General features: G+C 69.0%; 18 protein-coding genes. 9 read left to right on the forward strand and 9 right to left on the reverse strand.

What is annotated here, in order from left to right:
• Window positions 1-82 precede the first annotated feature (82 nt).
• The 5 genes from LKD76_RS09705 to LKD76_RS09725 all read right to left on the reverse strand — a co-directional run bounded on the left by LKD76_RS09705 (window position 83) and on the right by LKD76_RS09725 (window position 6682).
• Window positions 83-1015 carry a serine hydrolase gene (locus LKD76_RS09705; protein WP_227980702.1) on the reverse strand — a complete coding sequence of 311 codons (933 nt, stop codon included), beginning with the start codon at window positions 1013-1015 and terminating at the stop codon, window positions 83-85.
• 126 nt (window positions 1016-1141) lie between these two features.
• Window positions 1142-1963 (reverse strand): serine hydrolase, encoded by an 822-nt coding sequence (locus tag LKD76_RS09710; RefSeq protein WP_227980703.1) that lies wholly within the window; start codon window positions 1961-1963, stop codon window positions 1142-1144.
• 91 nt (window positions 1964-2054) lie between these two features.
• Window positions 2055-4511, reverse strand: a complete 2457-nt coding sequence (locus LKD76_RS09715; RefSeq protein WP_227980704.1) for a serine/threonine-protein kinase — start codon at window positions 4509-4511, stop codon at window positions 2055-2057.
• A 66-nt stretch (window positions 4512-4577) separates the two neighbouring features.
• Window positions 4578-5282: a response regulator gene (locus tag LKD76_RS09720; protein ID WP_227980705.1), complete on the reverse strand. Its 705-nt coding sequence runs from the start codon at window positions 5280-5282 to the stop codon at window positions 4578-4580.
• Window positions 5279-6682, reverse strand: a complete 1404-nt coding sequence (locus tag LKD76_RS09725; protein ID WP_227980706.1) for a sensor histidine kinase — start codon at window positions 6680-6682, stop codon at window positions 5279-5281. Before LKD76_RS09725 ends, LKD76_RS09720 begins: the two co-directional genes overlap by 4 nt.
• A gap of 183 nt (window positions 6683-6865) precedes the next feature.
• On the opposite strand from LKD76_RS09725, the gene LKD76_RS09730 reads away from it, so the two are divergent.
• The 4 genes from LKD76_RS09730 (at window position 6866) to gatB (ending at window position 12133) form a co-directional block, all read left to right on the forward strand.
• Complete coding sequence (locus LKD76_RS09730) at window positions 6866-7186, forward strand: hypothetical protein (protein ID WP_227980707.1); 321 nt, start codon at window positions 6866-6868, stop codon at window positions 7184-7186.
• Window positions 7187-7270: 84 nt separating this feature from the next.
• Window positions 7271-8017: an ABC transporter ATP-binding protein gene (locus tag LKD76_RS09735; protein WP_227980708.1), complete on the forward strand. Its 747-nt coding sequence runs from the start codon at window positions 7271-7273 to the stop codon at window positions 8015-8017.
• Window positions 8014-10506: an ABC transporter permease gene (locus LKD76_RS09740; protein WP_227980709.1), complete on the forward strand. Its 2493-nt coding sequence runs from the start codon at window positions 8014-8016 to the stop codon at window positions 10504-10506. Before LKD76_RS09735 ends, LKD76_RS09740 begins: the two co-directional genes overlap by 4 nt.
• Before the next feature lie 115 nt (window positions 10507-10621).
• Complete coding sequence (gene gatB / locus LKD76_RS09745) at window positions 10622-12133, forward strand: Asp-tRNA(Asn)/Glu-tRNA(Gln) amidotransferase subunit GatB (RefSeq protein ID WP_227980710.1); 1512 nt, start codon at window positions 10622-10624, stop codon at window positions 12131-12133.
• A 64-nt stretch (window positions 12134-12197) separates the two neighbouring features.
• Here the strand turns inward: gatB and LKD76_RS09750 are convergent, their stop codons facing one another.
• Window positions 12198-13328 carry a PQQ-dependent sugar dehydrogenase gene (locus LKD76_RS09750; protein ID WP_227980711.1) on the reverse strand — a complete coding sequence of 377 codons (1131 nt, stop codon included), beginning with the start codon at window positions 13326-13328 and terminating at the stop codon, window positions 12198-12200.
• Window positions 13329-13472: 144 nt separating this feature from the next.
• Here LKD76_RS09750 and LKD76_RS09755 point away from each other — a divergent pair, with 144 nt between their 5' ends.
• Complete coding sequence (locus LKD76_RS09755; protein ID WP_227980712.1) at window positions 13473-14321, forward strand: DoxX family protein; 849 nt, start codon at window positions 13473-13475, stop codon at window positions 14319-14321.
• A 10-nt stretch (window positions 14322-14331) separates the two neighbouring features.
• Window positions 14332-14775: a nuclear transport factor 2 family protein gene (locus LKD76_RS09760; RefSeq protein WP_227980713.1), complete on the forward strand. Its 444-nt coding sequence runs from the start codon at window positions 14332-14334 to the stop codon at window positions 14773-14775.
• Between the two features lie 93 nt (window positions 14776-14868).
• Here LKD76_RS09760 and LKD76_RS09765 read toward each other — a convergent pair whose 3' ends face one another.
• From LKD76_RS09765 to LKD76_RS09775, 3 genes are all read right to left on the reverse strand, one after another.
• The gene (locus LKD76_RS09765) at window positions 14869-15990 is read right to left on the reverse strand and encodes a hypothetical protein (RefSeq protein ID WP_227980714.1); all 1122 of its coding nucleotides are present in this window, start codon (window positions 15988-15990) and stop codon (window positions 14869-14871) included.
• Between the two features lie 188 nt (window positions 15991-16178).
• Complete coding sequence (gene ilvD, locus LKD76_RS09770) at window positions 16179-18020, reverse strand: dihydroxy-acid dehydratase (protein ID WP_227980715.1); 1842 nt, start codon at window positions 18018-18020, stop codon at window positions 16179-16181.
• A 368-nt stretch (window positions 18021-18388) separates the two neighbouring features.
• Window positions 18389-18961: a PH domain-containing protein gene (locus LKD76_RS09775; RefSeq protein WP_227980716.1), complete on the reverse strand. Its 573-nt coding sequence runs from the start codon at window positions 18959-18961 to the stop codon at window positions 18389-18391.
• 351 nt (window positions 18962-19312) lie between these two features.
• Here LKD76_RS09775 and LKD76_RS09780 point away from each other — a divergent pair, with 351 nt between their 5' ends.
• From LKD76_RS09780 to ilvC, 3 genes are all read left to right on the forward strand, one after another.
• A complete protein-coding gene (locus LKD76_RS09780) occupies window positions 19313-21277 on the forward strand; it encodes an acetolactate synthase large subunit (protein WP_227980717.1) in 1965 nt (654 codons plus the stop codon).
• A complete protein-coding gene (gene ilvN, locus LKD76_RS09785; RefSeq protein ID WP_227980718.1) occupies window positions 21274-21777 on the forward strand; it encodes an acetolactate synthase small subunit in 504 nt (167 codons plus the stop codon). Before LKD76_RS09780 ends, ilvN begins: the two co-directional genes overlap by 4 nt.
• 145 nt (window positions 21778-21922) lie before the next feature.
• Window positions 21923-22924 (forward strand): ketol-acid reductoisomerase, encoded by a 1002-nt coding sequence (gene ilvC, locus LKD76_RS09790; protein WP_227985175.1) that lies wholly within the window; start codon window positions 21923-21925, stop codon window positions 22922-22924.
• Window positions 22925-22999: the final 75 nt, after the last annotated feature.

Here is a 22999-nt window from a genome sequence, read left to right on the forward strand (position 1 = left end):
TATCTTGCCGCGTTCGCCCGCGCACCGCAGCCTCGCCCCCGTTAACCGCCGGTTACAGCAACCGGCCCAGCACGGACAGCGGCTATTGCGCGGGTGCGCAGTGACCGGCCGGCAGATCGTCGAGATGTTTGGTCAGCAGCCCGGCCATCTGGTTGAGGATCTGGGTGCCGTCGTCGAACGTACCCGAAGTCGCCTGTGCGGCAAGGGAGACCGCGACATCGCCGTTGGGAGTCGTGAGCAGGCCGAACTGCCGGACCAGGTAGCTGCCGGAGGAATCCGGCCCCCAGCCGCCCTTGAAGCGCGTGTTGTCGAGATGTCCGAGGCCCCACTGCTGGCCCCAGACCACCTTGCCCATCAGCGTGGTGACGGTATCGGCATCGGGCAGGCAGGGCAGGTGCGAGGCGAATCGCACCTGGTCGCCCAGTGCCCAATCGGCTTGACCGAAGGCCGAGTACTCCGCTCGGCTACGGGCGGCCGGCACGGTGGTCTTGCTGTCGCCGCCGTCGCGCAGCACCCCCTGGACGGCCTGCGCGGCGGCATCGGGAGCGCCGAGCGACTGCCACAGCGCATCGGCCGCGGAGTTGTCGGATTCGGTGATCGCCGCCGACATCTGATAGGTGCTGGTGTTGCCGTTGGTCCGCAGAACCGCAAGCGTCAGTGGAACTTTCATCGTCGACCAGGCCGGTCCGGTGGTCCAGTCGCCCATCAGCGCGGTGCGCTGACCGCCGACGGCCATGATCGCCATTCCGGCGTGGCCGTTCAAACTCGGTCGCAGCGCGGTGAAGTCGGCGGCCAGCGAACCCGGCAGCGCGAACATCGTGGCCGGGGCGGTGGCGCTGGTGGGTAGGGACTGTGTGGTCGTCGTTTCGGTATCCGACGCGGTCGAACAGGCCGCCGTCCCGATCAGCAGGCCCGTGCCGAGCGTCGCCGCCAGAACGCGAAAGCGTTGGGGCCGACCGATTCTCGGCGCGGTCGGCGAGTTGCGCCGGCCCCGCGGTGCGTATGGTGCGTGCACCCGTTCACCTCCACATCCCCGGGCGGCCCGCGATGGCACCACCCGTCAGACGTGGAATTGTGTGCGCAACCGCCGCGCTGGTCAAATGCGGAGGCCGTCGGCGGCGCATATGAGACGAGGTCACCGTCATCGTTCGCACGCCCCGCCACGCAGTTCGTGCACGTGTTTGGCCAGGATGGCCGACATCCGGTCGGTCATCGTGACCGCGTCGTCGTAGCTGCCCGAGTCCGGTTGCGCCGCAAGGGCTATCGCGAGCTGGCCGGACCACGTCGGGACCAGCCCGAACTGCCGGACCAGATAGGCGCCGGTATCGTCGTCGGGTCCCCAGCCGCCCTTGTACTCGGCGCCGACGAACGAGCCGAGTCCCCAGCTCTGGCTGTCGGTGATCTGCTGCATCAGGTCGACCACGCGCGAGGCATTGCGCAGACACGGCAGTCGCGCCGCGAAGCGCAGTTGATCGACCAGGCTCCACTGGGTGGCGCCGAAAACCATGGGGTCGTCGATGGATTGGCGGGCATCCGGATTGTGCCGGTCGGCGACATCGGTGGTGGTGTCCCCGGCCTCGCGCAACACCGCCTCCACGGCTTCCGCGGCCGGTTCACCGCCGCCGAGCGCGATCCAGAGTGCTTGGGCCGCATCGTTGTCGGAGGCGGTGATGGCCGCCGCCGCGGTATCGGCCAGCCCGGCCGGATCGCGGCGCAGCGCCGCCAGCGCCAACGGCACCTTGATCGTCGACCAGGCGACGCCGGACGTCCAATCACCCAGTGTGATGACGTGGTCGCTGCCCACGGCCATGACCGCGAGCCCCATCCGGCCGGGGAATTCGGCCTGCAGTGCCGCGAAATCGGCCGCCAGACCGCGCGGTAGCCGGGGCGTCGCCGCGTCGGGCGCGGGCGCCGGGCGCACCATTTCGGTGACCGGGCCGGAGACGGTCGGGCCGGTGGTCACCGCGACCCCTTGCGCCGAACATGCCGAAACCAGAAGTGCCAAACCTGCCGAGAACAACCGCCGCCGACCCTGGCGCCCGGTGGGCGTCGGGTCAATAGACATAGACCACCGCGTTGTCGCCGCCGGTGCAGGTGACGACCTTGCCCGAACTCGTGCACGTCATCGGGTAGGACCGTCCCGTCACCGGGCTGACCGCGATGATCGAGGTGTTGGCGTCGGCTGTCGCCGCGCTGGTCGCGCCGTGGGATCGGGCGGCCTTCGCATACGCCTGGCGCACCGCCTCGGCGAAGCCGCACGAGGTCACCTCGGATCCGGTGGCGGCCTTGCCGAACGATTCGCCGGCGGTGGCGGATTGCGAGCACGGGCTCGCGCCCACCGGCAAGGCCGGGGTGGCGCCGGTCGTGGTGGTCGGCGCCGCTGTCGTCGGTGCGACACCGGTGGCGGCGCGCTGGGGCGCCGCGGCGGAGGTGGCCGGACCGGAGGCGGTGGCCGGGGCGTCGTCGCTCGACGAGGAGCCGAACACCTGCCAGCCGACTACGCCGAGGCCGGCGACGACCACCGCGCCCAGCACCCCGAGAACCACTGGCACGGCGACCGAGCGGGACCGCTTCGCGGGCGGGGCCTCATCGTAATCCGCTGCGGCGAAGGCGAACTCGTCGTCCGCGTAGGAGTCGTCCGCGTAGGAGTCTTCGGGATCGGTCTCGTCGTGATAGCCGGCGTCGTGGGCGTAGCGCGGATCGTCCTCGTACCCGGACTCGTCGTAGCCCGACTCGTCGAAGGCCGAGTCCTCGTAACCGGCGTCCTCGTAACCGGCGTCCTCGGCACCGGCGTCCTCGGCACCGGACTCGTCGTAGTGATCGTCGTCGTAGCGGGTCTGCCCGCGTAATCCGGCGACCTCGAGGAACTGGGTATCGCCCGCGCCGGTGCCGAACTGCGAGATATCCAGGAAGCGGGTGTCGCTGTCGGACCCCGCGGTCGTCTCCCCCTCGGCCGGCGAGCCGGTGTCCTCGCCGGACCGGGGCCGCGGGGCCGACCTCGGATCGGTGTGGAACTGCGCGGGATCCAGCAGTTGGGTGCGGTGTTCGGAACCGGGAATCGGATCGGCGTAGGCGCTGCTCGGTTCGGCGGAGCGCGCCGCCGCGGGTACCGCCGGTTGCGGACGGCTCACCGGCGGCTTCACGGCCGCCGCGGACCCGTCGGCCTGCAGCGGCGAGTAGTGGAATTCGCCCGGATGCACCAGTGTGGGGTCGGCCGGGTGGATCACCGGCAGATCACCGGTGGCCTCGCGCTCGTCCGCGTCCGGCGGCGCGATGATGCGCAGCGTTCCGGTGGTCTCGTAGCCGCGCGAGGTCGTCGAATCCGCCGATGCGCCGGCGTCGCTCGCCGGAACGGACGGTGCGGCAGCGGAATCGGCGGGCCCCCCGGACACGGGGGCGGCGGGCGCACCCTCGGGCGGTGTGATCAGCGGACCGCGGGGCTGGAAATTCGCCGCGATCGTCGGCCCGTCCGGTCCGAACGGCTGGAAGGTGGTGGGCTCCGGCTCCCGGCGATAGTCCTGCACGGTTGCCACGGGCAGATCGACCGGGGTGGGCGCGTCGTCGATCGCCGGCTCGGGGGTCGGGGGCGTGGGCGGTGCCTCGGCGAGGAGTTCGGCCCCGAACACCCCGGTCGTCACCGAGTCCGGCGGCGTGCCCGCCGCGGCCGACCTGGCGCCGGCCGCGAGTGCCGACCGGGTGGCGGCCGCGAACTGCCCAGCGGTCTGGTACCGGTCGGCCGCGCTCTTGGCCAGCGCGCGCGCGATCACGGCGTCGACCGCCTCCGGCACGTCGGGGCGCTCCGCACTGGGCCGCGGCGGCGGCTCGGACAGATGCGATCGGATCAGCACACTGACGCTCTGTGCCGGAAACGGTGTCGAGCCGGTGAGGCACTCGTACAGCACACAGGCCAGCGAGTAGATATCGGCGCGAGTGGTCACCGGTCCGGCGTCGAACCGCTCGGGCGCCATATAGGTGTAGGACGCGGCGGCATGGGTGCCGGTGGTGGTGGCCGCGGTGTCACCCTCGCTACGGGCGACGCCGAAATCGGCCAGATAGGCGAAATCGGCCGGGGTGACCAGGATATTCGCGGGCTTCACATCACGATGTACCAGCCCGGCGCTGTGGGCGGCGTCGAGTGCGGCGGCCACTTGCTCGACGATCGCGATCGCCCGGTCCGGGGCGAGCGGGCCCTGACGCCGCAGCAGGGTGCGCAGATTCTCGCCCCGCACCAGCCGCATATCGATGTAGAGGGTGCCGTCGATCTCACCCGAGTCGTGGATCGGGACGATATGCGGTTCGGCCAGGCCGGCCGCGATATGGGATTCGCGGCGGAAGCGCTCCCGGTACGTCGGATCCTGCGCCAGCTGTTCGGGCAGCACCTTCAACGCGACGACGCGATCCTTACCGGTATCGAACGCCTCGTACACCTCGCCCATACCGCCGCGACCGAGCAGCGAGCGCACCTCGTACGGGCCGAACCTGGTACCGGCCAGGGATCTCGGCACTTCCACCGGTGAACCTCCAACTCCTGGGCAAGGTGGCCAACCATGCCCGGCGCGCACCGGGTTGCCTGCCCCTCAGAACGCCGATTCTCCGGGTGCGACCACGCCGTGGTCAAACGCGAAGACGATCGCGGCCGCCCGATCACGTAACCCGAGCTTGCCGAAAATGTGTCCTACGTGGCTCTTTACCGTCACTTCGGAGATGCCGAGCATGGCCGCGATCTCGGAGTTGACCCGGCCCCGGCCGATCAGTTTCAGCACCTCGAGTTCGCGTGCGGTCAGCTCGTTGAGGTGCGCGCGCTCCTCGGCGGGCACCGGGCGCGCGGTGCGATAGGCCGAGAGCACCCGGCCGGTGACCGACGGATCCAGCCACGAGCCGCCCTCGGCCACGGTGCGCACCGCCCGGATCAGATCCTCGGCCGGGGAGTCCTTGAGGATGAATCCGGCCGCACCCGCACGCAGCGCGCCGGAGAGCAGATGGTCGTCGTCGAAGGTGGTGAGCACCAGCACCGGCGGTGCGCCGTCGCGCTCGCGCAGGCGGCGGGTGGCGTCGATGCCACCCACCCGCTTCATTCGCAGATCCATCAGCACCACGTCGGGGCGGTTGGCGGCCAGCGCGGCGGGCACCTCGTCACCGTCACCGCATTCGGCGACCACGAAGCCGTCGCGGCGGCGCAGGATGCGGCGCAGTCCGCCGCGCACGAGTTCCTGGTCGTCGACGACGAGGACGGTGGTGGTCGCGGTATCGGTATCGGCGAGCGGGACCTGCCCCGAATTCACATGCCCTCCTGGCGCTTGCGGGTCAGCGAGGTGATGGCCTCGCGCACGATCGTCAGCGGATCGTCGATTCCGGTCATCGGGCACACCTCGCCCGGAGCCAGCGGGATGCGCGCGCGCACCTGCCAATGATCACCCGACCGGCCCGCCGACAGGTTGCCGTTGAGCGTCGCGGTGCGCTGGCGCATGCCGTTGATCCCCATACCGCGTCCGGTGCGTGGCGCCGGGCCGGCCGGCAGCGTATTGCGCACCTGCACGGTCACTTCCATCGGTGTGACGGCGATATCGACGGTCGCGGCCGCACCCGGCGCGTGCTTGGCGATATTGGACAGCGATTCCTGGCTGATCCGGTAGAGCGCGAGTCCGGTGGAGGCCGACACCGATCCGGCATCGCCGCTGAGACGGTAGGTCACCGGCAGTCCGGCGCCGACGAAGTCCGAGACCAGATCGCCGATATCGTCGAGTCCGGGTTCGGGGGTCATGGCCGAGGGCCGCTGATCGAGCAGCCCGACGGTGTGCCGGATATCGGCCATCGCCTGGCGGCCCAGGCGTTCGGCATCACCGAGGGCGTCGATGGCCTCGTCGACGTCGCGATCGGTTTCGAGGGAGTGACGAGCCGCGGTCAGATGCAACAGCGTGACGCTGAGCGAATGCGCGATCACGTCGTGTACCTCGCGCGCGATCCGGCGGCGCTCGTCGTCGGCGGCCTGGGCCGCGCGGATCTGCTGATTCTCGCGTTCCTGGTCGAGCGACTGCCGCTGGAACCGCAGCATCAGCCCGACCATCCACCCCAATACGATGGCCACCACGTAGACCTGCACCAGTTCGGCGTAGCCGAGGGCGTAGAAGATCAGAATCTCGGCGACCGCGAGCAGCATCCAGAACAGGCTGGCCCGTTTGGGCGCGATCGCTGCGATCATGCCGACCATGACCGTCAGCACCAGTGGCGAACAGTCGGGGGAGACCGGCTGCACCAGGAACAGCGCCTGCGCGGCGAGTGCGGACAGGCCGAACACCGCCGGTTTCGGGGACAGATCGAACAGGAACAGCAGCGGATAGCAGGCGAACAGCAGCGCTACCGCGATGAAGGGCACTCCGGTGTCGAAGTACTGGCTGCGCAGCGAGGCGGCCGCGATGGCGGCGACCACGACCGCGATATCGGCCGTCACCACCACCGAGACGGGATAGCCGTAGGACATCTCCTCCACCCGCCGGCGCAGGGTGCCGCCGGGGTCGTGGACGAGGTCGGCGATACGGCGCGCGACCCGGCCCAGCGCCAGGCGCAGCGGACCCGGGTGGTGCGCCGTTCGCGGCGGCACCCCGGCATCGTCATCGGGCCGCGGCACCGGTTCCGATCCGGCATCTGCCGCGCCCTTGCGACCGTGGGCGCTGGTCAGGTCCATGGTGTCAGGCTAGTCGCCTCCGCATCGCCGTCGCATCGTTCCCGGAAAGGGGGCGAGCTCCTACCCGGGTAGGAGCTCGAGTCTCGTCCGGAGCACGACGTATTACGGGCACCGCGTCCGTAGCGTGACTGGCACAGCGTTCGGAGACAAGGTTCGGACGCCCGGCTCGAGGAGATGGGTGCGATGACATGGCGAGACCAGCACGCTCGTACCGAAATCCTGCACGAGGTGCTCGCCCGCGCTGCCGCCGATCCGGCTGTCCCGGGCCTGTTCTACGACCTGCCCGGGTGCGAGCGACTCTTCGGCGGACCCGCCGGAGTGCTTGCCGCACTGCAATATCGGTGGGACAACCATCTGCACGCGAAGCTCGATCAGGCACAGACGCAGGGCCAGTCGGCGGCCGAGGCCTATCTCGAACTGGCCGCCGAACAACCGATTCTGCGCGCCGTACTCGACGCGCACCGGGTTCGCCATCAGCAGCGTGAGCCGGTCCTGGCGCGCTGACTCCGGAGGGATCGCACCGAACGCGGCGCGGGTCGGCGCACGGTGACACCGGACCGACAGCAGAAAGAGGGTGGGGAGACCGCCATGTTGGAATTGACCGACATCGTGAAGGAATACCGGGTGGGCGAACAGCGGGTTCGTGCTCTCGACAGCATCAGCCTGCGTATCGAGGCAGGTGAGTTCACCTCGATCATCGGTCCGTCCGGCTCCGGTAAGAGCACTCTGCTGCATCTGCTCGGCGCACTCGATTCGCCGGACTCGGGGTCGATCAGATTCCAGGGTGCGGAGATCGGCGCGCTCGACGACAACCGGCAATCCGAATTCCGCCGCCACCGTGTGGGTTTCGTGTTCCAGTTCTTCAATCTGCTGCCCACGCTGTCGGCATGGGAGAACGTCGCGGTCCCGAAGCTGCTGGACGGCACCGGATTACGCAAAGCCGAGCCGCGGGCCCTGGAACTACTGAACCTCGTCGGGCTCGCCGATCGCGCCGAGCATCGGCCCGCGGAACTGTCCGGTGGGCAGATGCAGCGGGTGGCGGTCGCCCGCGCGCTGATCATGGATCCGCCGTTGATCCTGGCCGACGAGCCCACCGGCAACCTGGACTCCAAGACCGGCGCCGCCATTCTGAAGCTGCTCGGCGACATCTCCGGTGCGGGCAACTCGGTGGTGATGGTCACCCACGACATGGGTGCGGTCGAATACTGCGATCGGGTGATCACCCTGCGGGACGGGCACATCGGTTCCGACGAGCGTGTCGGTGCGCGGCGTGAGGGTGCCGCGGCCGCCGCCGACGGTGAGGTCCGCGGCGGCGACGAGGTGGTGCGCGCGTGATCACGGCCGGCTGGGATCGGTTGCGGCTGTTCAATATCGGCGAGCTGCTCACCCATCGGGGCCGCACCGCGATGTCGATGGCGGTCATGGCGGTGTCGGCGGGGCTGCTGGTCGCAGTGCTCAGCATCGCCGGCTCGGTGACCGGTTCGGTGGACCGGCTCACCACGGCACTGGGCGGTAGGGCGCAACTCGAGATATCGGGAGTCACCGAGAGCGGGTTCGGCCAGGATCTGCTGCCGCGGATTCGCGCGGTGCCGGGTGTCGGGGCCGCGGTGCCGATGATCCGGACCGGTATCGGCGACCGGGACGAGCGCAGCCTGCTGATCGGTGCCGACGCCTCGGTCTCGGCGCTGGGCAGCGATCTCGACGACGCCGTGCGCGATCGAGCGATGACACTGCTGTCGGTACCCGATGGTGTGCTGGTGGGTACGGGGATGGGCCGGCACGAGGGCGAAACCTTCTCGCTGGGTTCCCGGCACGTGACCGTGGCCGGGGTGCTCGACGACGCTACGTCCCGCAAACTCAACAGCGGGCATATCGTCATCGCCACCCTGCCGGTGGCCCAGCAGCTGGCCGGCCGCGCCGGGATGCTCGATTCGATCCAGATCGTGCCGAAACCGGATACCGATGTAGGACAGCTGCGTTCGGCGCTGACCGGGGTGGTCGACGGCCGCGCCGTGGTGGCCGACCCGAGTCTGCGCACCGCACAGGCGGGTGGTGCGATCCAGCTGGTGCGCTTCTCCACCACGATGGCGTCGGCGGCGGCGCTGATCGTGTCCGGCTTCCTCATCTACAACGCGATGAGTATGGCGGTGGCGCAACGGCGTCCGACCCTGTCGCTGCTGCGAGCCATCGGCGGCCGACGCGGGCCCATGGTGCGTGATCTGATCGCCGAAGCCGCGATCGTCGGACTGATCGGCGGGGCGATCGGCTCGGTGATCGGGCTGTTCGCCGGGCGCACGTCGATCAACCAGATCCCGTCGGCGATGATGGCCGCGGTCCAGACACGCACCGAGTACATCGTGCCCTGGTACGCGATTCCGGTCGCGATCACGGCCTGTGTGCTGGCCAGTGTGGCGGCCGCGTCGATCGCCGCGCGGCAGATCTACAAGGTGGAGCCGATCGAGGCGCTGGCACCGGTGGGGGTGTCGAAGGCCGATACGGTGAGCCCGTGGCTGCGCTGGGGTGCGCTGGCCGGCGGCCTGGCGCTGGTCGTCGCCGCGATCTCGATCGCCCGGGCCGATATCGGCCGGGCGTCGCTGGCCGCCATCTCACTGTCCATCACGGGCGTGGTCGGTGTGTGCTTCGCGGCGATGGCGCCGATCGTGCGATTCGCGGCCGGGGTGGCCCGGCTCTTCGGTGCGCCGGGTGCGTTGGGCGCCACCACCATCGAACGGGCGCCCCGGCGGGTCTGGGCGACCGCCATGACGGTGATGATCGGCGTGACCGCCACCGTCGCCATGGGGGGCGCGTCGAGCAATCTCGTCGACTCCGCCACCGATTCCTTCGCCGATCTGGCCGAGCGCGACGCCTATGTGAGCCCGACGTCGCTGGCCGAATTCCCCACGGGACCGATACTTCCGGCGGATCTGAAACAGAAGGTGCGCGCGGTGCCCGGGGTGGCCGAGGTCGGCTCGGCGCAGATGGCGTTCGCCACCGTCGGCGGCGATCGGGTCATGGTGCAGGCCTACGAACCGAATGTGCGTACCGATCTGCTCGCGCGGCTGGGACCCGAAGTGGCACAGCAGATGTCGACCGGTGCGGGGGTGGTGTTGTCCCGTGATGTGGCGCGCTCGCTGGGCGTCGGGACCGGTGCGCGGGTGTCCCTGCCGACACCGACCGGAATCCACGACGTCCGGGTACTGGCGGTGATTCCGTACTTCTCGGCGCTGTCGGGCATCGTGCTGATGGATCTGAACATCCTGCGGCAGTGGTACGACCGGCCGGGGGAGACGATTCTGGGGGTCGGTTTCGCGCCGGGCGCCGACAAGGACAGGGTGCTCGACGCGATCCGCGGCGTGGTGCCGCCCGGTATGCATGTCGATACCGGTCCGCAGGCGCTGGCCGCGGTATCGGGAGGGGTGCGGCAGGGCACCTCGCTGTCGGGGTCGATTCTGTGGATCGTCGTACTGGTCTCGACCGCGGCGCTGCTGAACACACTGATGCTCTCGGTGCTGGAGCGACGCCGGGAGATGGGTGTGCTGCGCGCGATGGGCACCAGTCGCCGTTTCCTGCTGCGCACCGTTCTGACCGAGGCGGCCGGCATCGGATTGACGGGCGCGGCACTGGGATTGGTGACCGGTGCGAGCGTGCAGTACCTGGCCACCATGGCCATGGGGCGGGCGATGACGATCGACGTCGTCTACCGGCCCAGTCCGATGCTGCTGGTCTACGCCCTCGCCGCCCTGATCCTGGCGCTGCTCGGTTCCGTTCCGCCGTCGCTGCGCGCGGCCCGCATGCCGATCGTCGAGGCCATCGCCGTCGACTGATCGAGGGAGGAGGGGAAGCCCCACGCGGCCGGGCGCGTGGGGCTGCTCCCGGCGCCGGACCGGCTCTGCTCGGGCCGGGCGAGCGCGTTCCCCGCCGATACATAAAATGAGGGACATGACTGCACCCACGGTGGACTTGATGGACTATGCCGACGTCATCGACCGGTACGAGCCGGTGCTCGGCATGGAAGTGCACGTCGAGCTGGGCACCGCGACCAAGATGTTCTGCGGGTGCCCGACCGTGTTCGGTGCCGAGCCCAACACCCAGGTCTGCCCGGTCTGCCTCGGCCTGCCGGGCGCGCTGCCGGTGGTCAACCAGCAGGCCGTCGAATCGGCGATCCGGATCGGTCTCGCGCTGAACTGCTCGATCACCCCGTGGGGCCGGTTCGCGCGCAAGAACTACTTCTACCCCGACCAGCCGAAGAACTACCAGATCAGCCAGTACGACGAGCCGATCGCCACCGACGGCTACCTCGATGTGGTGCTCGACGACGGCTCCACCTTCCGGGTCGAGATCGAGCGCGCCCACATGGAAGAGGACACCGGTAAGTCACTGCACGTGGGCGGCGCCACCGGCCGCATCCACGGTGCGAGCCATTCACTGCTGGACTACAACCGCGCGGGTGTGCCGCTGATCGAGATCGTCACCAAGCCGGTCACCGGTGCCGGTGAGCGGGCGCCCGAGGTGGCCCGCGCCTACGTCACCGCCCTGCGCGAGGTGCTGAAGTCGCTCGACGTCTCCGATGTGAAAATGGAGCAGGGTTCGCTGCGCTGCGATGCCAACGTCTCGCTGATGCCCAAGGGCGCGAAGGAATTCGGCACCCGCACCGAGACCAAGAACGTCAACTCGCTGCGCAGCGTCGAGGTCGCGGTGCGTTTCGAGATGCGCCGCCAGGCCGCGGTGCTCGCCGGCGGCGGCATCATCCTGATGGAGACCCGGCACTTCCACGAGACCGACGGCACCACCTCGCCCGGACGCCCGAAGGAGTCCGCTGAGGACTACCGCTACTTCCCCGAACCGGATCTGGAGCCGATCGCCCCGGATGCCGCCTGGGTGGAGGAACTGCGCGGCACCATCCCCGAGTATCCGTGGCTGCGCCGGGCGCGTATCCAGGCCGAGTGGGGTCTGTCCGACGAGGTGTTCCGCGATCTGGTCAACGCCGACGCGCTGGACCTGATCATCGCGACCGTCGATGCCGGCACCTCGGTCGATGCGGCCCGCGCCTGGTGGGTCAACTACCTCACCGAACAGGCCAAGGAGCGCGAGGTCGCGCTCGAGGATCTGGCGATCACGCCCCAGCAGGTCGCCGAGGTGGTCGCGCTGGTCGACGCCAAGACCATCAACTCCAAGGTCGCGCGCCAGGTCGTGGACTTCGTCCTGGCCGGTGAGGGTGATCCGGGGCAGATCGTGGAGGCCAAGGGCCTGGGCATGGTCTCCGACGACTCCGCACTGCAGACCGAGGTCGACAAGGCCCTGGCCGCCAATCCCGATATCGCCGACAAGATCCGCTCCGGCAAGGTCCAGGCCGCCGGCAAGATCGTCGGCGACGTCATGAAGGCCACCCGCGGCCAAGCCGATGCGGCCCGGGTGCGCGAGCTGGTCCTCGCCGCCTGCAGCGCGGCCTGACCCCGCCGACTCGACAGGCCCGGTCCGTACGGACCGGGCCTGTCGGATTCCCGGCGGCCGCCGCCTAGTCGGGTCCGCCGCCGGCGCCGCCCTTCGGGGGCGGGATGCGCACGATGCGGTCGTCGAGTGGTCCGGCCGCGGCGGGCTTGTTGACGGTGCCGACCCACACGTTGCCGTCGGCGCCGAGGGTGGCGCCGCCGAGTGCGCCGTACTTGTCCTGGGCCACCATCGTCGGTGCGGTGGTCACCGCGTGGGTGTTGGGGTCGGCATCGGCGAAGGCGAGCGCCTTGGCTCCCGACATCGCGACGGCCACGCCGTCCACGGCCGCCGCGCACCCTCCGGCGCCCGGTTTGTCGGGCCAGGTCCACGCGGTGGAGACGGTGCCGTCCTGAGCCAGGCGCTGCAGGCGGTCCTGAGTGGCGGTGCGGTCGGTGAACCAGACGCTGTCCTTGTGGTCGGCGCACACACCGCCCGCGCTGCCGATGCCGGAGGCCACCACCTTCGGGTTGGCGTTGCCCGGCGCGGGGTCGTCGATCTCGAGCAGTTTCCCGGCCAGTGAGCCCGGATTGTCGGCCGAGCCCGGATCACCCGCGTCACCGGTCAGCACCACCAGTTTCGTCGGGCTGACGAAGGCGAGCGAACCGTGATTTCCGCTGGCGCCCTTCGGGATTCCGGTGAGGATGGGTTTGGGCTCACCGCCGGCGCCGATCCGCACCACGCGATTGTCCGACGCGGTGGTGATGTAGGCGTAGATCAGCCCGTCCTCGCCGTAGCTGGGGGACAGGGCCACGTCGCCGAGCCCGCCGTCCCCGGCGGCGTCGACGTCGACCCGGGTGACCTCGAGCGGCGGTGGCGGCGCGGTACTGGCATCGACGGCGGTGACCTGGAGAATGCGGCCGGTCGTGCGTTCGGTGACCAATGCCCGCTGCCCGTCGGGCAGGACGGTCAGGCCGCCGGTGGTGTCCAGGCACGACACCACGACCGAGGGATCGGGATCGATACACGGACCGGTGGGACGCTGGCCGGTCGGCGGCGGGGTCTTGGGCTCGTTGGTCGGGCCCTGTCCCTCGGGTTCGATGGTCGGTGCGGGAGAGAACGGTTTGGACGCGGAATCGTCGAAACTGGCACAGCCGGCCACCAAGCCGGCGGTGACGGCGAGGATCGACGCGACACGGCCGACGACAACCACACTCATTGCCCAAACGTTACGGAAATACCGCCGCGAGCGCTCGTAGGGGGTCGCGATGGCTCGTCGAGGCCCTCGTGACGGCGTCGGGCCGCGCTGGACACGCCGCGAACAGACCACGCACCCGCCGGTTTCGCGTCATACTCTGTGCCCGTGACGGACAAGCCGAACCAAAGACCGGAATCGAATCAGCCGTCGGCGCAGCCGCCGGCGTCCGGACAGGCGGCGAGCAGCCCCTACGACAATCCGACCGGCGAATTCCCCTCGGTGAAACCCGCGGCGGGTAAGGATGTCCCACGGACCGAGGACGATCTGGGCCTGGATCCGGAGGTGCCGTCGTCGGCGGGGGCCGGTGCGGCCGAGACTCCGAAGATGACCTCGGCATCGCACGGCGAGGCGGCCGACGCGTCGACCTACGCGTTCGCCAGCATTCCGCCGGCCCCGGCGAACGGCGATACCGAACGCCTGCGGCGCTCACGCGAGTATCGGCGCGGCACAGTGGATCTCGGCCTGCTGGCGCTGCGCCTGACGGTCGGTCTCACCTTCCTGTACCACGGTCTGCAGAAGCTGGCGGGCTGGTTCCACGGCCCCGGCCTGGACGGCACGCGGCACATGCTGGAACAGGGCGGCTGGAAACATATCGAGCTGTCCACCGCGATGCTGACGGTATCCGAGGTCGGCGGCGGCGCGTTGATCGTGCTGGGCCTGGCCACACCGCTCGCGGCGGGCGCGGTCCTCGCCTCCATCTCCACCGCGTGGCTGTGGAAACAGGGCATGGCTCCCGATTTCCAGTACCGGCCGGTCGAATTGGAGTCGATTCTCGCCGCCGCGTCCGCGTCGCTGATCCTCACCGGTCCCGGCCGCCTGTCCTTCGACCGCAACCGCGGCTGGGCCGTGCGCCCATCCTGGGGTTCGTTCGTCTGCCTGATCCTGGCGCTCGCGGCGGCCGCCGGTGGCTGGATCTTCCTGCACGGCGGTAACCCGTTCGTCGGGATCTTCTAGAGTCACCCGCATGTCGAATTCCGCCGAATCGTCCAGTTATCGAGCGATCGAGCGCCTGATCGCCGACTATGCCCTGTGCGTCGATCAGGGTGATTTCGGCGGTGTCGGCGCCCTGTTCGCCGACGGCGCGTTCGGTGGCAGCGGTGGTCGGATCGAGGGCAGTGCCGCGGTGGAGAACCTGTTGACCGGCACGGTGATTCGCTACGGCGACGGCACGCCCCGCACGAAACACCTGGTGACGAACCTGGTCATCGACATGGACGAGGACGAGGGCACCGCAACCGGAAGGTCGTACTTCACTGTTCTGCAAGCCACCCCGGACCTGCCGCTGCAACCCATCGTGAGCGGCCGCTACGACGACCGGTTCCGCCGGGCCGACGGCACATGGTCCTTCGCGGAACGCACGGTCACCATGGACCTGATCGGAGACGTCAGCGGTCACTTGCGGAGGTGATCCGAGCATCACCTGGATCCGCATGAACGCGTGTCGGTCGATCGAAAAGCCGCTCCTCGCAAGCGGAGCGGCTTTCCACCGCGCGCGGAGGCGTCAGCTTTTGTCGGCGAGTGCGCCGACGCTGGCACGTGCGACGGCGATCGTGGCAGCGGCCGCGGCGCCTGCGTCGTCGACGGTTCGCCGGCCGAGCCCACAAGCGGTGGCGACCCCGTAGGCGGCACGATGGGAGTCCGCTTCGAACAGTGTCAGCGCGCCGATGCTGCGATCGACATCGTCGGGAGACACCACCCCGGCGATCAGCTGCCAGGCCGGGTCCAGTCGTTCCAACGGGCGGTAGAACGACGGAGCCGACGGCGCTGGATCAGCGCCGTAGGCGCAGGGGACGTGGACAACCGGTAGCGGTACTCCGCTTGTGCGCAGTCGCCGGCAGACGTGGCCGAGCAGGTTCACCACCGGCGCCAGGCTGCGCGGGGCCAGCAGGTGCCTGTGCTCGTGGTCGCCGTAGCACAGGTGCAGGGTGGTCGCCGCGCCGATCTGGTGGGCGCGGACGAGGAATCCGCCGAGCTGGCGTGCCAGCAGCGGTCCCACTGACCACTGCGCCCGCAGTTGCTCGGCCTTGACCATGCCGAGGGTAGCGATCGGTGATTCCACCTGCCACACAACGCGATCTCCGTATCGAGCGGTGATCTCGGACATCTCCTGCAGGACGGCATCTGTGAATACGGGCAGATACCGCAGAGCGGTGCGAACCACACCCAGGTTGCGGACCGCGGACCCGAGGGGCAAACCGAGCGAGACCGCGGCGCCGGCGAAAACGAACAGGGCGAGATCCAATGGATTGGGCTGGCTGATCTGAACTCGCTTATCCGCCAACTCCGGACGGCTGCACCGCAGCGATTCGAACTCGGCGACTATCGCGCCGATCCGCTCGACCCGCCGCATCGCCACATCGCGCGGTTCGAGGATGTGACCGGGCCGCACATCGTAGCTGCGCATATCGCTGTAGTCGGCGTAGTCGCCCGAGCGGGCGACGTCGAAGGCATCACGCCCTTCCAAGTCACGCAGATAGGCGACGACCCACCCGGCGTCGAGGTCGCGCGGCACCGCAGTGAGCGGCCAGCCGTCACTCCGGTCGGCGAACCATTCCATGACTTCTCGATCGCTGGTCAGCAGCGCCTCGGGCAGGCTACCGACGAAATGCGCGTATCTGGTCATGGTGGCATCCTTCCAGCGACTGCGGGCAGCCAGCGGGCATCCTTCGAGAGGGTGACCCGGTGGTGCCACAGCGTGAACAATGCGCATCGTATGTCCGGCCGCGGCCGGCCGACTCACCGCTGACGGGAAGTCGAAAGCCCTTGTGGGCCTGCGTAGTGCACGGTCCTCAACCGCTTACGAAAGGCTGCTCAGGGCACGCGGCGAACGGCTCCCTTGTCTGCCGACATCGCCAGGGCGGCGTAGGCGCGCAGAGCGGTGGTGACCGGGCGATCGCGCTCGACCGGCTGCCACGGACGCTCGCGGGCCTCCATCTTGGCGCGGCGCACGGCGAGCACCTCGTCGTCGACCAGCAGGTCGAGTGCGCGGGTGTGCACGTCGACGCGGATGCGGTCGCCGTCCTCGATGAGGCCGATGGCGCCGCCGCTGGCCGCCTCGGGAGAGATGTGGCCGATCGACAGGCCCGAGGTGCCGCCGGAGAAGCGGCCGTCGGTGATCAGCGCGCACACCTTGCCCAGGCCGAGGCCCTTGAGGAACGAGGTGGGGTGCAGCATCTCCTGCATACCGGGACCGCCGGCGGGGCCCTCGTAGCGGATGACGACCACGTCGCCGGGCTTGATCTTCTTGCCGAGGATGGCCGAGACCGCGTCCTCCTGCGATTCCAGCACCACGGCCGGTCCCTCGAAGGTGAACAGGTCCTCGTCGATACCGGCGGTCTTGAGGATCGCGCCGTCGAGGGCGATATTGCCCCGGAGCACGCACAGTCCGCCTTCGACGGTGTAGGCGTGTTCGATATCCCGGATGCAGCCGCCCGCGGCGTCGGTATCCAGCGACGACCAGCGGTTCTCGGTGGAGAACGGCACAGTGGTGCGGACCCCGCCCGGTGCGGCGTGGAACAACTCGAGCGCCGCCTCGGAGGCCTTGCCGGAGCGGATGTCCCAGGTGTCGAGCCACTCGTCCAGGGTGGCGGTGTGCACGGTGGTCACATCGGTTTCCAGCAGGCCGCCGCGGCGCAGCTCACCGAGGATGGCCGGGATGCCGCCGGCGCGGTGCACATCCTCCATGTGGTAGTCGGAGTTGGGCGAGACCTTGGACAGACACGGCACCCGGCGCGAGATCTCGTCGATGGTGGCGAGATCGAAGTCGATCTCGCCTTCCTGCGCGGCGGCCAGGGTGTGCAGCACGGTATTGGTGGAACCGCCCATCGCGACATCGAGTGCCATCGCGTTGCGGAACGCCTTGGCGTCGGCGACGTTTCGCGGCAGCACCGAGGCGTCGTCGTCGCGGTACCAGCGGTTGGCGATATCGACGACCGTCGATCCGGCCCGCTCGAACAGCGCGCGACGCGCGGCGTGGGTGGCGAGGGTGGAGCCGTTGCCGGGCAGTGCCAGGCCCAGCGCCTCGGTGAGGCAGTTCATCGAGTTGGCGGTGAACATGCCCGAACAGGAACCGCAGGTCGGGCAGGCGCTGCGCTCGACTTCGCTCAGTCCCTCGTCGGTGACCTCGCTCGAGGCGCTGGCGGAGATGGCGGTGATCAGGTCGGTCGGTGCCTGCGCGACGCCGCCGACGACCACGGCCTTGCCGGCCTCCATCGGGCCGCCGGAGACGAACACCGTCGGGATGTTCAGGCGCATCGCGGCATTGAGCATGCCGGGGGTGATCTTGTCGCAGTTGGAGATACACACCAGTGCGTCGGCGGTGTGGGCGTTGGCCATGTACTCGACCGAGTCGGCGATGATCTCGCGGCTGGGCAGCGAGTAGAGCATGCCGCCGTGGCCCATCGCGATGCCGTCGTCGACGGCGATGGTGTGGAATTCACGCGGGACGCCACCCGCGGCGCGGACCGCCTCGGCGACGATCTCGCCGACATCCTTCAGATGCACATGGCCGGGCACGAACTGGGTGTAGGAGTTCGCGATCGCGACGATCGGCTTACCGAAGTCGGAGTCGGTGAGGCCGGTGGCCCGCCAGAGTGCGCGTGCGCCTGCGGCATTGCGTCCGGCGGTGGTGGTTCGTGAACGAAGCGGTGGCATGTATACGGTCCTCGGTGGTCGGCTCTGGGACGGCGGCTGGCGTCGCCGTCGGGCGGCACGGTGGCCGGAGCGGCTCTACTCGTTCGGCGGATCTCCGGTAGCGCGGCCGGGGCTGGTCGGCTTGCGCGGTGAGTGTCTCGTCGGCGAGGTGTCGTCGGCAGAGTGATCTGTTGGCCCGGAGCAGAGTGTCTGTTCGGCGTCTCAACGTTACTCCCGTCACCGAGCGGTGCTCACTGGAGGCGGGAGGAGTCGTGCGCCGCGGGGTTGCGCGGCGCGCGACCGTCGTCGAGCGGTCCGAACGGCAGTGTGAAAGATCCCACGTCACCGCCGCGGTCGGCGCGGGAGCCGCGCGCTGTTCGGTTCGAGTCTCAGTCCGGGTCCGGTGTGTCCGACTTCTCGGCCTTCTCTGCTTCGGCCTTCTCGGCTTCGGCCGCGGGGCTCTCACCCCGCACCGAGTCGTCGGCGCCGGTGGCCGGGCCCGCACTGCCACTGCCGCCGGTCGACGGCTGCGCGAACGGGTCCGGAATCCGGCCGCCGGAGGCCGCGACCAGGTCCTTCAGCCGGTCGTAGCTCACCGCGGGCAGGGCCTGTTCGGAATCGTCGCTCAGGTGCACCCGCACGAAACCGCGCTTGGGAATCCGCAGGCCCTTGACCTGTGACCAGTCGATGTGCCGGGCGCCGAACATCGTGCGCGTATCCAGCCCGGTCGCCGATACCGTGGTCCGGGTGCGCTCGACCCACCAGGCCGCCGTGATCGGGATCAGGAACAGGATCCACAGCACCGCGGGCCAGCCGAAGAACGGGAACAGGACGCAGAACAGCAGGATGAACACCGCGAGATGTCCGAGCCGAGGGATGCGGATCACACGCCCCGTATCGGTTCCGTCCTCGGCGGTGTGGGACGATTGAGCTGGTGGCACGGACTGCTGCGGCGATGACACACCCCCATCCTCGCATCATGGTGAAGCGACACTCGAACCGCCCCGTCTCACATAATGAGACACCATAGGTCAAGGAATTTGACTCATCGAGTCGCGCGCGCATACCGTCGAGCGCGTGAATCGAAACGAGCTTCTCGTAATCGGCCGGCGCGTCCAGCGCTGAGCCTGACGACTCGAGGTCGAATACGTCAGCTCGCAACTGCGACGCGCCACCCTCGCTCAGCCATCGGCTGACGGGGGCTTTTTTGTGTTCGGACAAGTTGTGTTCGCCGGCTTCGATGCTCGCTCGAGTGCCGCACAGGCGCCGCGTGACAGCGAAGCGGTGAACGACAAGCAGTAAGGAAAAAGACGGTGAGCGCACCAACAGCCCGGCCCGGGCCCTCGGCCCGCAGGCCAGCGCCCTCGGCTACTTCGCCGACTCCCGCGGCCGCCGCCGCGACCGGAAACCGCCGCCAGGTTCCACCCGAGAAGGTGACCGGCGCGCAGTCCGTCGTCCGCTCCCTCGAGGAGCTCGAGGTCGACACGGTATTCGGGATTCCCGGCGGTGCGATTCTCCCTGTCTACGACCCGCTCTTCGATTCCACCCGCGTGCGTCACGTCCTGGTCCGGCACGAGCAGGGCGCCGGTCACGCGGCGACCGGCTACGCCCAGGCCACCGGCAAGGTCGGCGTGTGCATGGCCACCTCCGGTCCCGGCGCCACCAACCTGGTCACCCCGATCGCCGACGCGCAGATGGACTCGGTGCCGCTGGTGGCGATCACCGGCCAGGTCGGCCGCGGCCTGATCGGCACCGACGCCTTCCAGGAAGCCGACATCTCCGGCATCACGATGGCGTGCACCAAGCACAATTTCCTGGTCAACGACGCGATCGACATCCCGCGCATCATCGCCGAGGCGTTCCACCTGGCCGCCTCCGGTCGTCCGGGCGCGGTGCTGGTCGATATCCCGAAGGATGTGCTGCAGGCGCAGACCACCTTCAGCTGGCCGCCGGAGATGCGGCTGCCCGGCTATCGTCCGGTGACCAAGCCGCACGGTAAGCAGGTGCGCGAGGCGGCCCGGCTGATCGCCGAGGCCAAGGCGCCGGTGCTCTACGTCGGCGGTGGCGTGATCAAGGCCGATGCCTCGCCCGAACTGCTGGAGTTGGCCGAGCTGACCGGTATCCCGGTCGTCACCACCCTGATGGCGCGCGGCGCGTTCCCCGACAGCCACACCCTCAACATGGGTATGCCGGGTATGCACGGGACCGTGGGAGCCGTTGCGGCACTGCAGAAGTCGGATCTGCTGATCACCCTGGGCGCGCGTTTCGACGATCGCGTCACCGGTCAGCTGGACTCCTTCGCACCGCACGCCAAGGTGATCCACGCCGATATCGACCCGGCCGAGATCGGCAAGAACCGCCACGCGGACGTGCCGATCGTGGGCGACTGCCGCGAGGTCATCACCGAGCTGATCGAGACCCTGAAGTCCGATCCGGTGTTCACCAACGCCGAGGCGCCGCTGCTGGAGCTGGATTCGTGGTGGAGCTATCTCGACGGCGTGCGCAAGCAGTACCCGCTGGGGTACGGCCCGACCTCCGACGGTTCGCTGTCGCCGGAGTTCGTCATCGAGACCCTGGGCCGGCTGGCCGGGCCCGAGGCCGTCTACGTCGCGGGCGTCGGTCAGCACCAGATGTGGGCCGCGCAGTTCGTCAAGTACGAGAAGCCGCGCACCTGGCTGAACTCCGGTGGTCTGGGCACCATGGGCTACGCGGTGCCCGCCGCGATGGGCGCCAAGATGGGCGCGCCGGACAAAGAGGTGTGGGCGGTCGACGGTGACGGCTGCTTCCAGATGACCAATCAGGAGCTGGCCACCTGCGCCGTCGAGGGCGTGCCGATCAAGGTCGCGCTGATCAACAACGGCAACCTGGGCATGGTCCGGCAGTGGCAGACTCTGTTCTACGAGAAGCGCTACTCCAACACCGATCTGGGCACCCACACCCTGCGCATCCCCGACTTCGTGAAGCTGGCGGAGGCCCTGGGCTGCCATGGCATCCGCGTGGAGAAGGAAGAGGATGTCGAGGCCGCGATCCGCGAGGCGCAGTCGATCAACGACCGTCCCGTGGTGATCGACTTCATCGTCGGCAAGGACGCGCAGGTGTGGCCGATGGTCGCCGCCGGCACCTCCAACGACGAGATCATGGCCGCACGCGGCATCCGCCCGCTGTTCGACGACGACGAGCAGGCATCCGAGCCGGCCGTCATCCACGAGGCCATGTCGCATGACAAGGCGACCCTGTCGGCGCACGAACGGGCTTCGCAGAAGGGGACCAACCTGTGAGCACGACCCATACCCTCAGCGTGCTGGTGGAGGACAAACCCGGCGTGCTGGCCCGGGTGGCGAGCCTGTTCTCGCGGCGCGGATTCAATATCGAATCGCTGGCCGTGGGTGGCACCGAGGTGCCCGACATCTCCCGGATGACCATCGTCGTCACCGTGGAGGATCTGCCGCTCGAGCAGGTCACCAAGCAGCTCAACAAGCTGGTGAACGTCATCAAGATCGTCGAGCAGGACGCCGACGCCTCGGTGGCCCGCGAATTGATCCTGGTGAAGGTGCGCGCCGATGCCAGCGTGCGCACCCAGGTGATCGAAGCGGCCAATCTGTTCCGGGCTAAGGTCATCGACGTGTCGCCCGACGCGCTCACCATCGAGGCGACCGGTACCCGGTCCAAACTCGAGGCACTGCTGCGGATGCTGGAACCGTTCGGAATCCGTGAGATCGTGCAGTCGGGAGTCGTTGCCGTTGGCCGCGGCCCCAAGTCGATTACGGCGACGCGCTAAGTTAGCTGTGATCGACAGTCGGCGTCGGTGCTCCCCGCAACACGGGGCCCGATCCCATATCGAACAAAACCGCGCATATGCGCATTTCGATTCCTCGCGTCAGCGGGGATGAACCGGAAGGGATACCAAACCAGTGGCAGTCGAGATGTTCTACGACGACGACGCCGATCTGTCGATCATCCAGGGCCGCAAGGTCGCGGTGATCGGCTACGGCTCCCAGGGCCACGCACACTCGCTGAGCCTGCGTGACTCCGGCGTCGAGGTGCGCATCGGCCTCAAGGAAGGCTCCAAGTCGCGGGCCAAGGCCGAAGAAGCCGGCCTGACCGTCGGCACCCCCGCCGAGGTTTCGGAGTGGGCGGACGTCATCATGCTGCTCGCCCCCGACACCGCCCAGGCCAAGATCTTCACCGAGGACATCGAGCCGAACCTGAAGGACGGCGACGCGCTGTTCTTCGGCCACGGCCTCAACATCCACTTCGACCTGATCAAGGCTCCGGCCGATGTCACGGTCGGCATGGTCGCCCCGAAGGGCCCCGGCCACCTGGTGCGCCGCCAGTTCGTCGACGGCAAGGGCGTTCCGGCCCTGATCGCCGTCGACCAGGATCCCAAGGGTGAGGGACAGGCGCTGACCCTTTCCTACGCCAAGGGCATCGGCGGCACCCGCGCGGGCGTCATCAAGACCACCTTCAAGGAGGAGACCGAGACCGACCTGTTCGGTGAGCAGGCCGTCCTCTGTGGTGGTACCGAAGAGCTGGTCAAGACCGGCTTCGAGGTCATGGTCGAGGCCGGGTACGCGCCGGAGATGGCCTACTTCGAGGTGCTGCACGAACTGAAGCTGATCGTCGACCTCATGTACGAGGGCGGCATCGCGCGGATGAACTACTCGGTCTCCGACACCGCCGAGTTCGGTGGCTACCTGTCGGGCCCGCGGGTCATCGACGCCGACACCAAAGAGCGCATGAAGGCGATCCTGAAGGACATCCAGGACGGCACCTTCGTCAAGCGCCTCGTCGCCAACGTCGAGGGCGGCAACAAGGAGCTCGAGGGCCTGCGCAAGGCCAACGCCGAGCACCCGATCGAGGTCACCGGTAAGAAGCTGCGCGACCTGATGAGCTGGGTCGACCGGCCGATCACCGAGACCGCGTAAGGTTTCACACCCCATAACGACCCGCCGGGCGCCTCGCCCGGCGGGTCGTTGTATCTGTGCTCGGTGCCCGAAGCG

Origin of the sequence: Nocardia spumae (assembly GCF_020733635.1) — a bacterium.
Lineage (GTDB): Bacteria > Actinomycetota > Actinomycetes > Mycobacteriales > Mycobacteriaceae > Nocardia > Nocardia spumae.

Coding starts and splice junctions, on each gene's coding strand:
- LKD76_RS09730 (WP_227980707.1), top strand. CDS start 6,866: ATGACATGGCGAGACCAGCACGCTCGTACCGAAATCCTGCACGAGGTG.
- ilvC (WP_227985175.1), top strand. CDS start 21,923: ATGTTCTACGACGACGACGCCGATCTGTCGATCATCCAGGGCCGCAAG.
- gatB (WP_227980710.1), top strand. CDS start 10,622: ATGACTGCACCCACGGTGGACTTGATGGACTATGCCGACGTCATCGAC.
- LKD76_RS09760 (WP_227980713.1), top strand. CDS start 14,332: ATGTCGAATTCCGCCGAATCGTCCAGTTATCGAGCGATCGAGCGCCTG.
- LKD76_RS09725 (WP_227980706.1), bottom strand. CDS start 6,682: ATGGACCTGACCAGCGCCCACGGTCGCAAGGGCGCGGCAGATGCCGGA.
- LKD76_RS09750 (WP_227980711.1), bottom strand. CDS start 13,328: ATGAGTGTGGTTGTCGTCGGCCGTGTCGCGTCGATCCTCGCCGTCACC.
- LKD76_RS09765 (WP_227980714.1), bottom strand. CDS start 15,990: ATGACCAGATACGCGCATTTCGTCGGTAGCCTGCCCGAGGCGCTGCTG.
- ilvD (WP_227980715.1), bottom strand. CDS start 18,020: ATGCCACCGCTTCGTTCACGAACCACCACCGCCGGACGCAATGCCGCA.
- LKD76_RS09735 (WP_227980708.1), top strand. CDS start 7,271: ATGTTGGAATTGACCGACATCGTGAAGGAATACCGGGTGGGCGAACAG.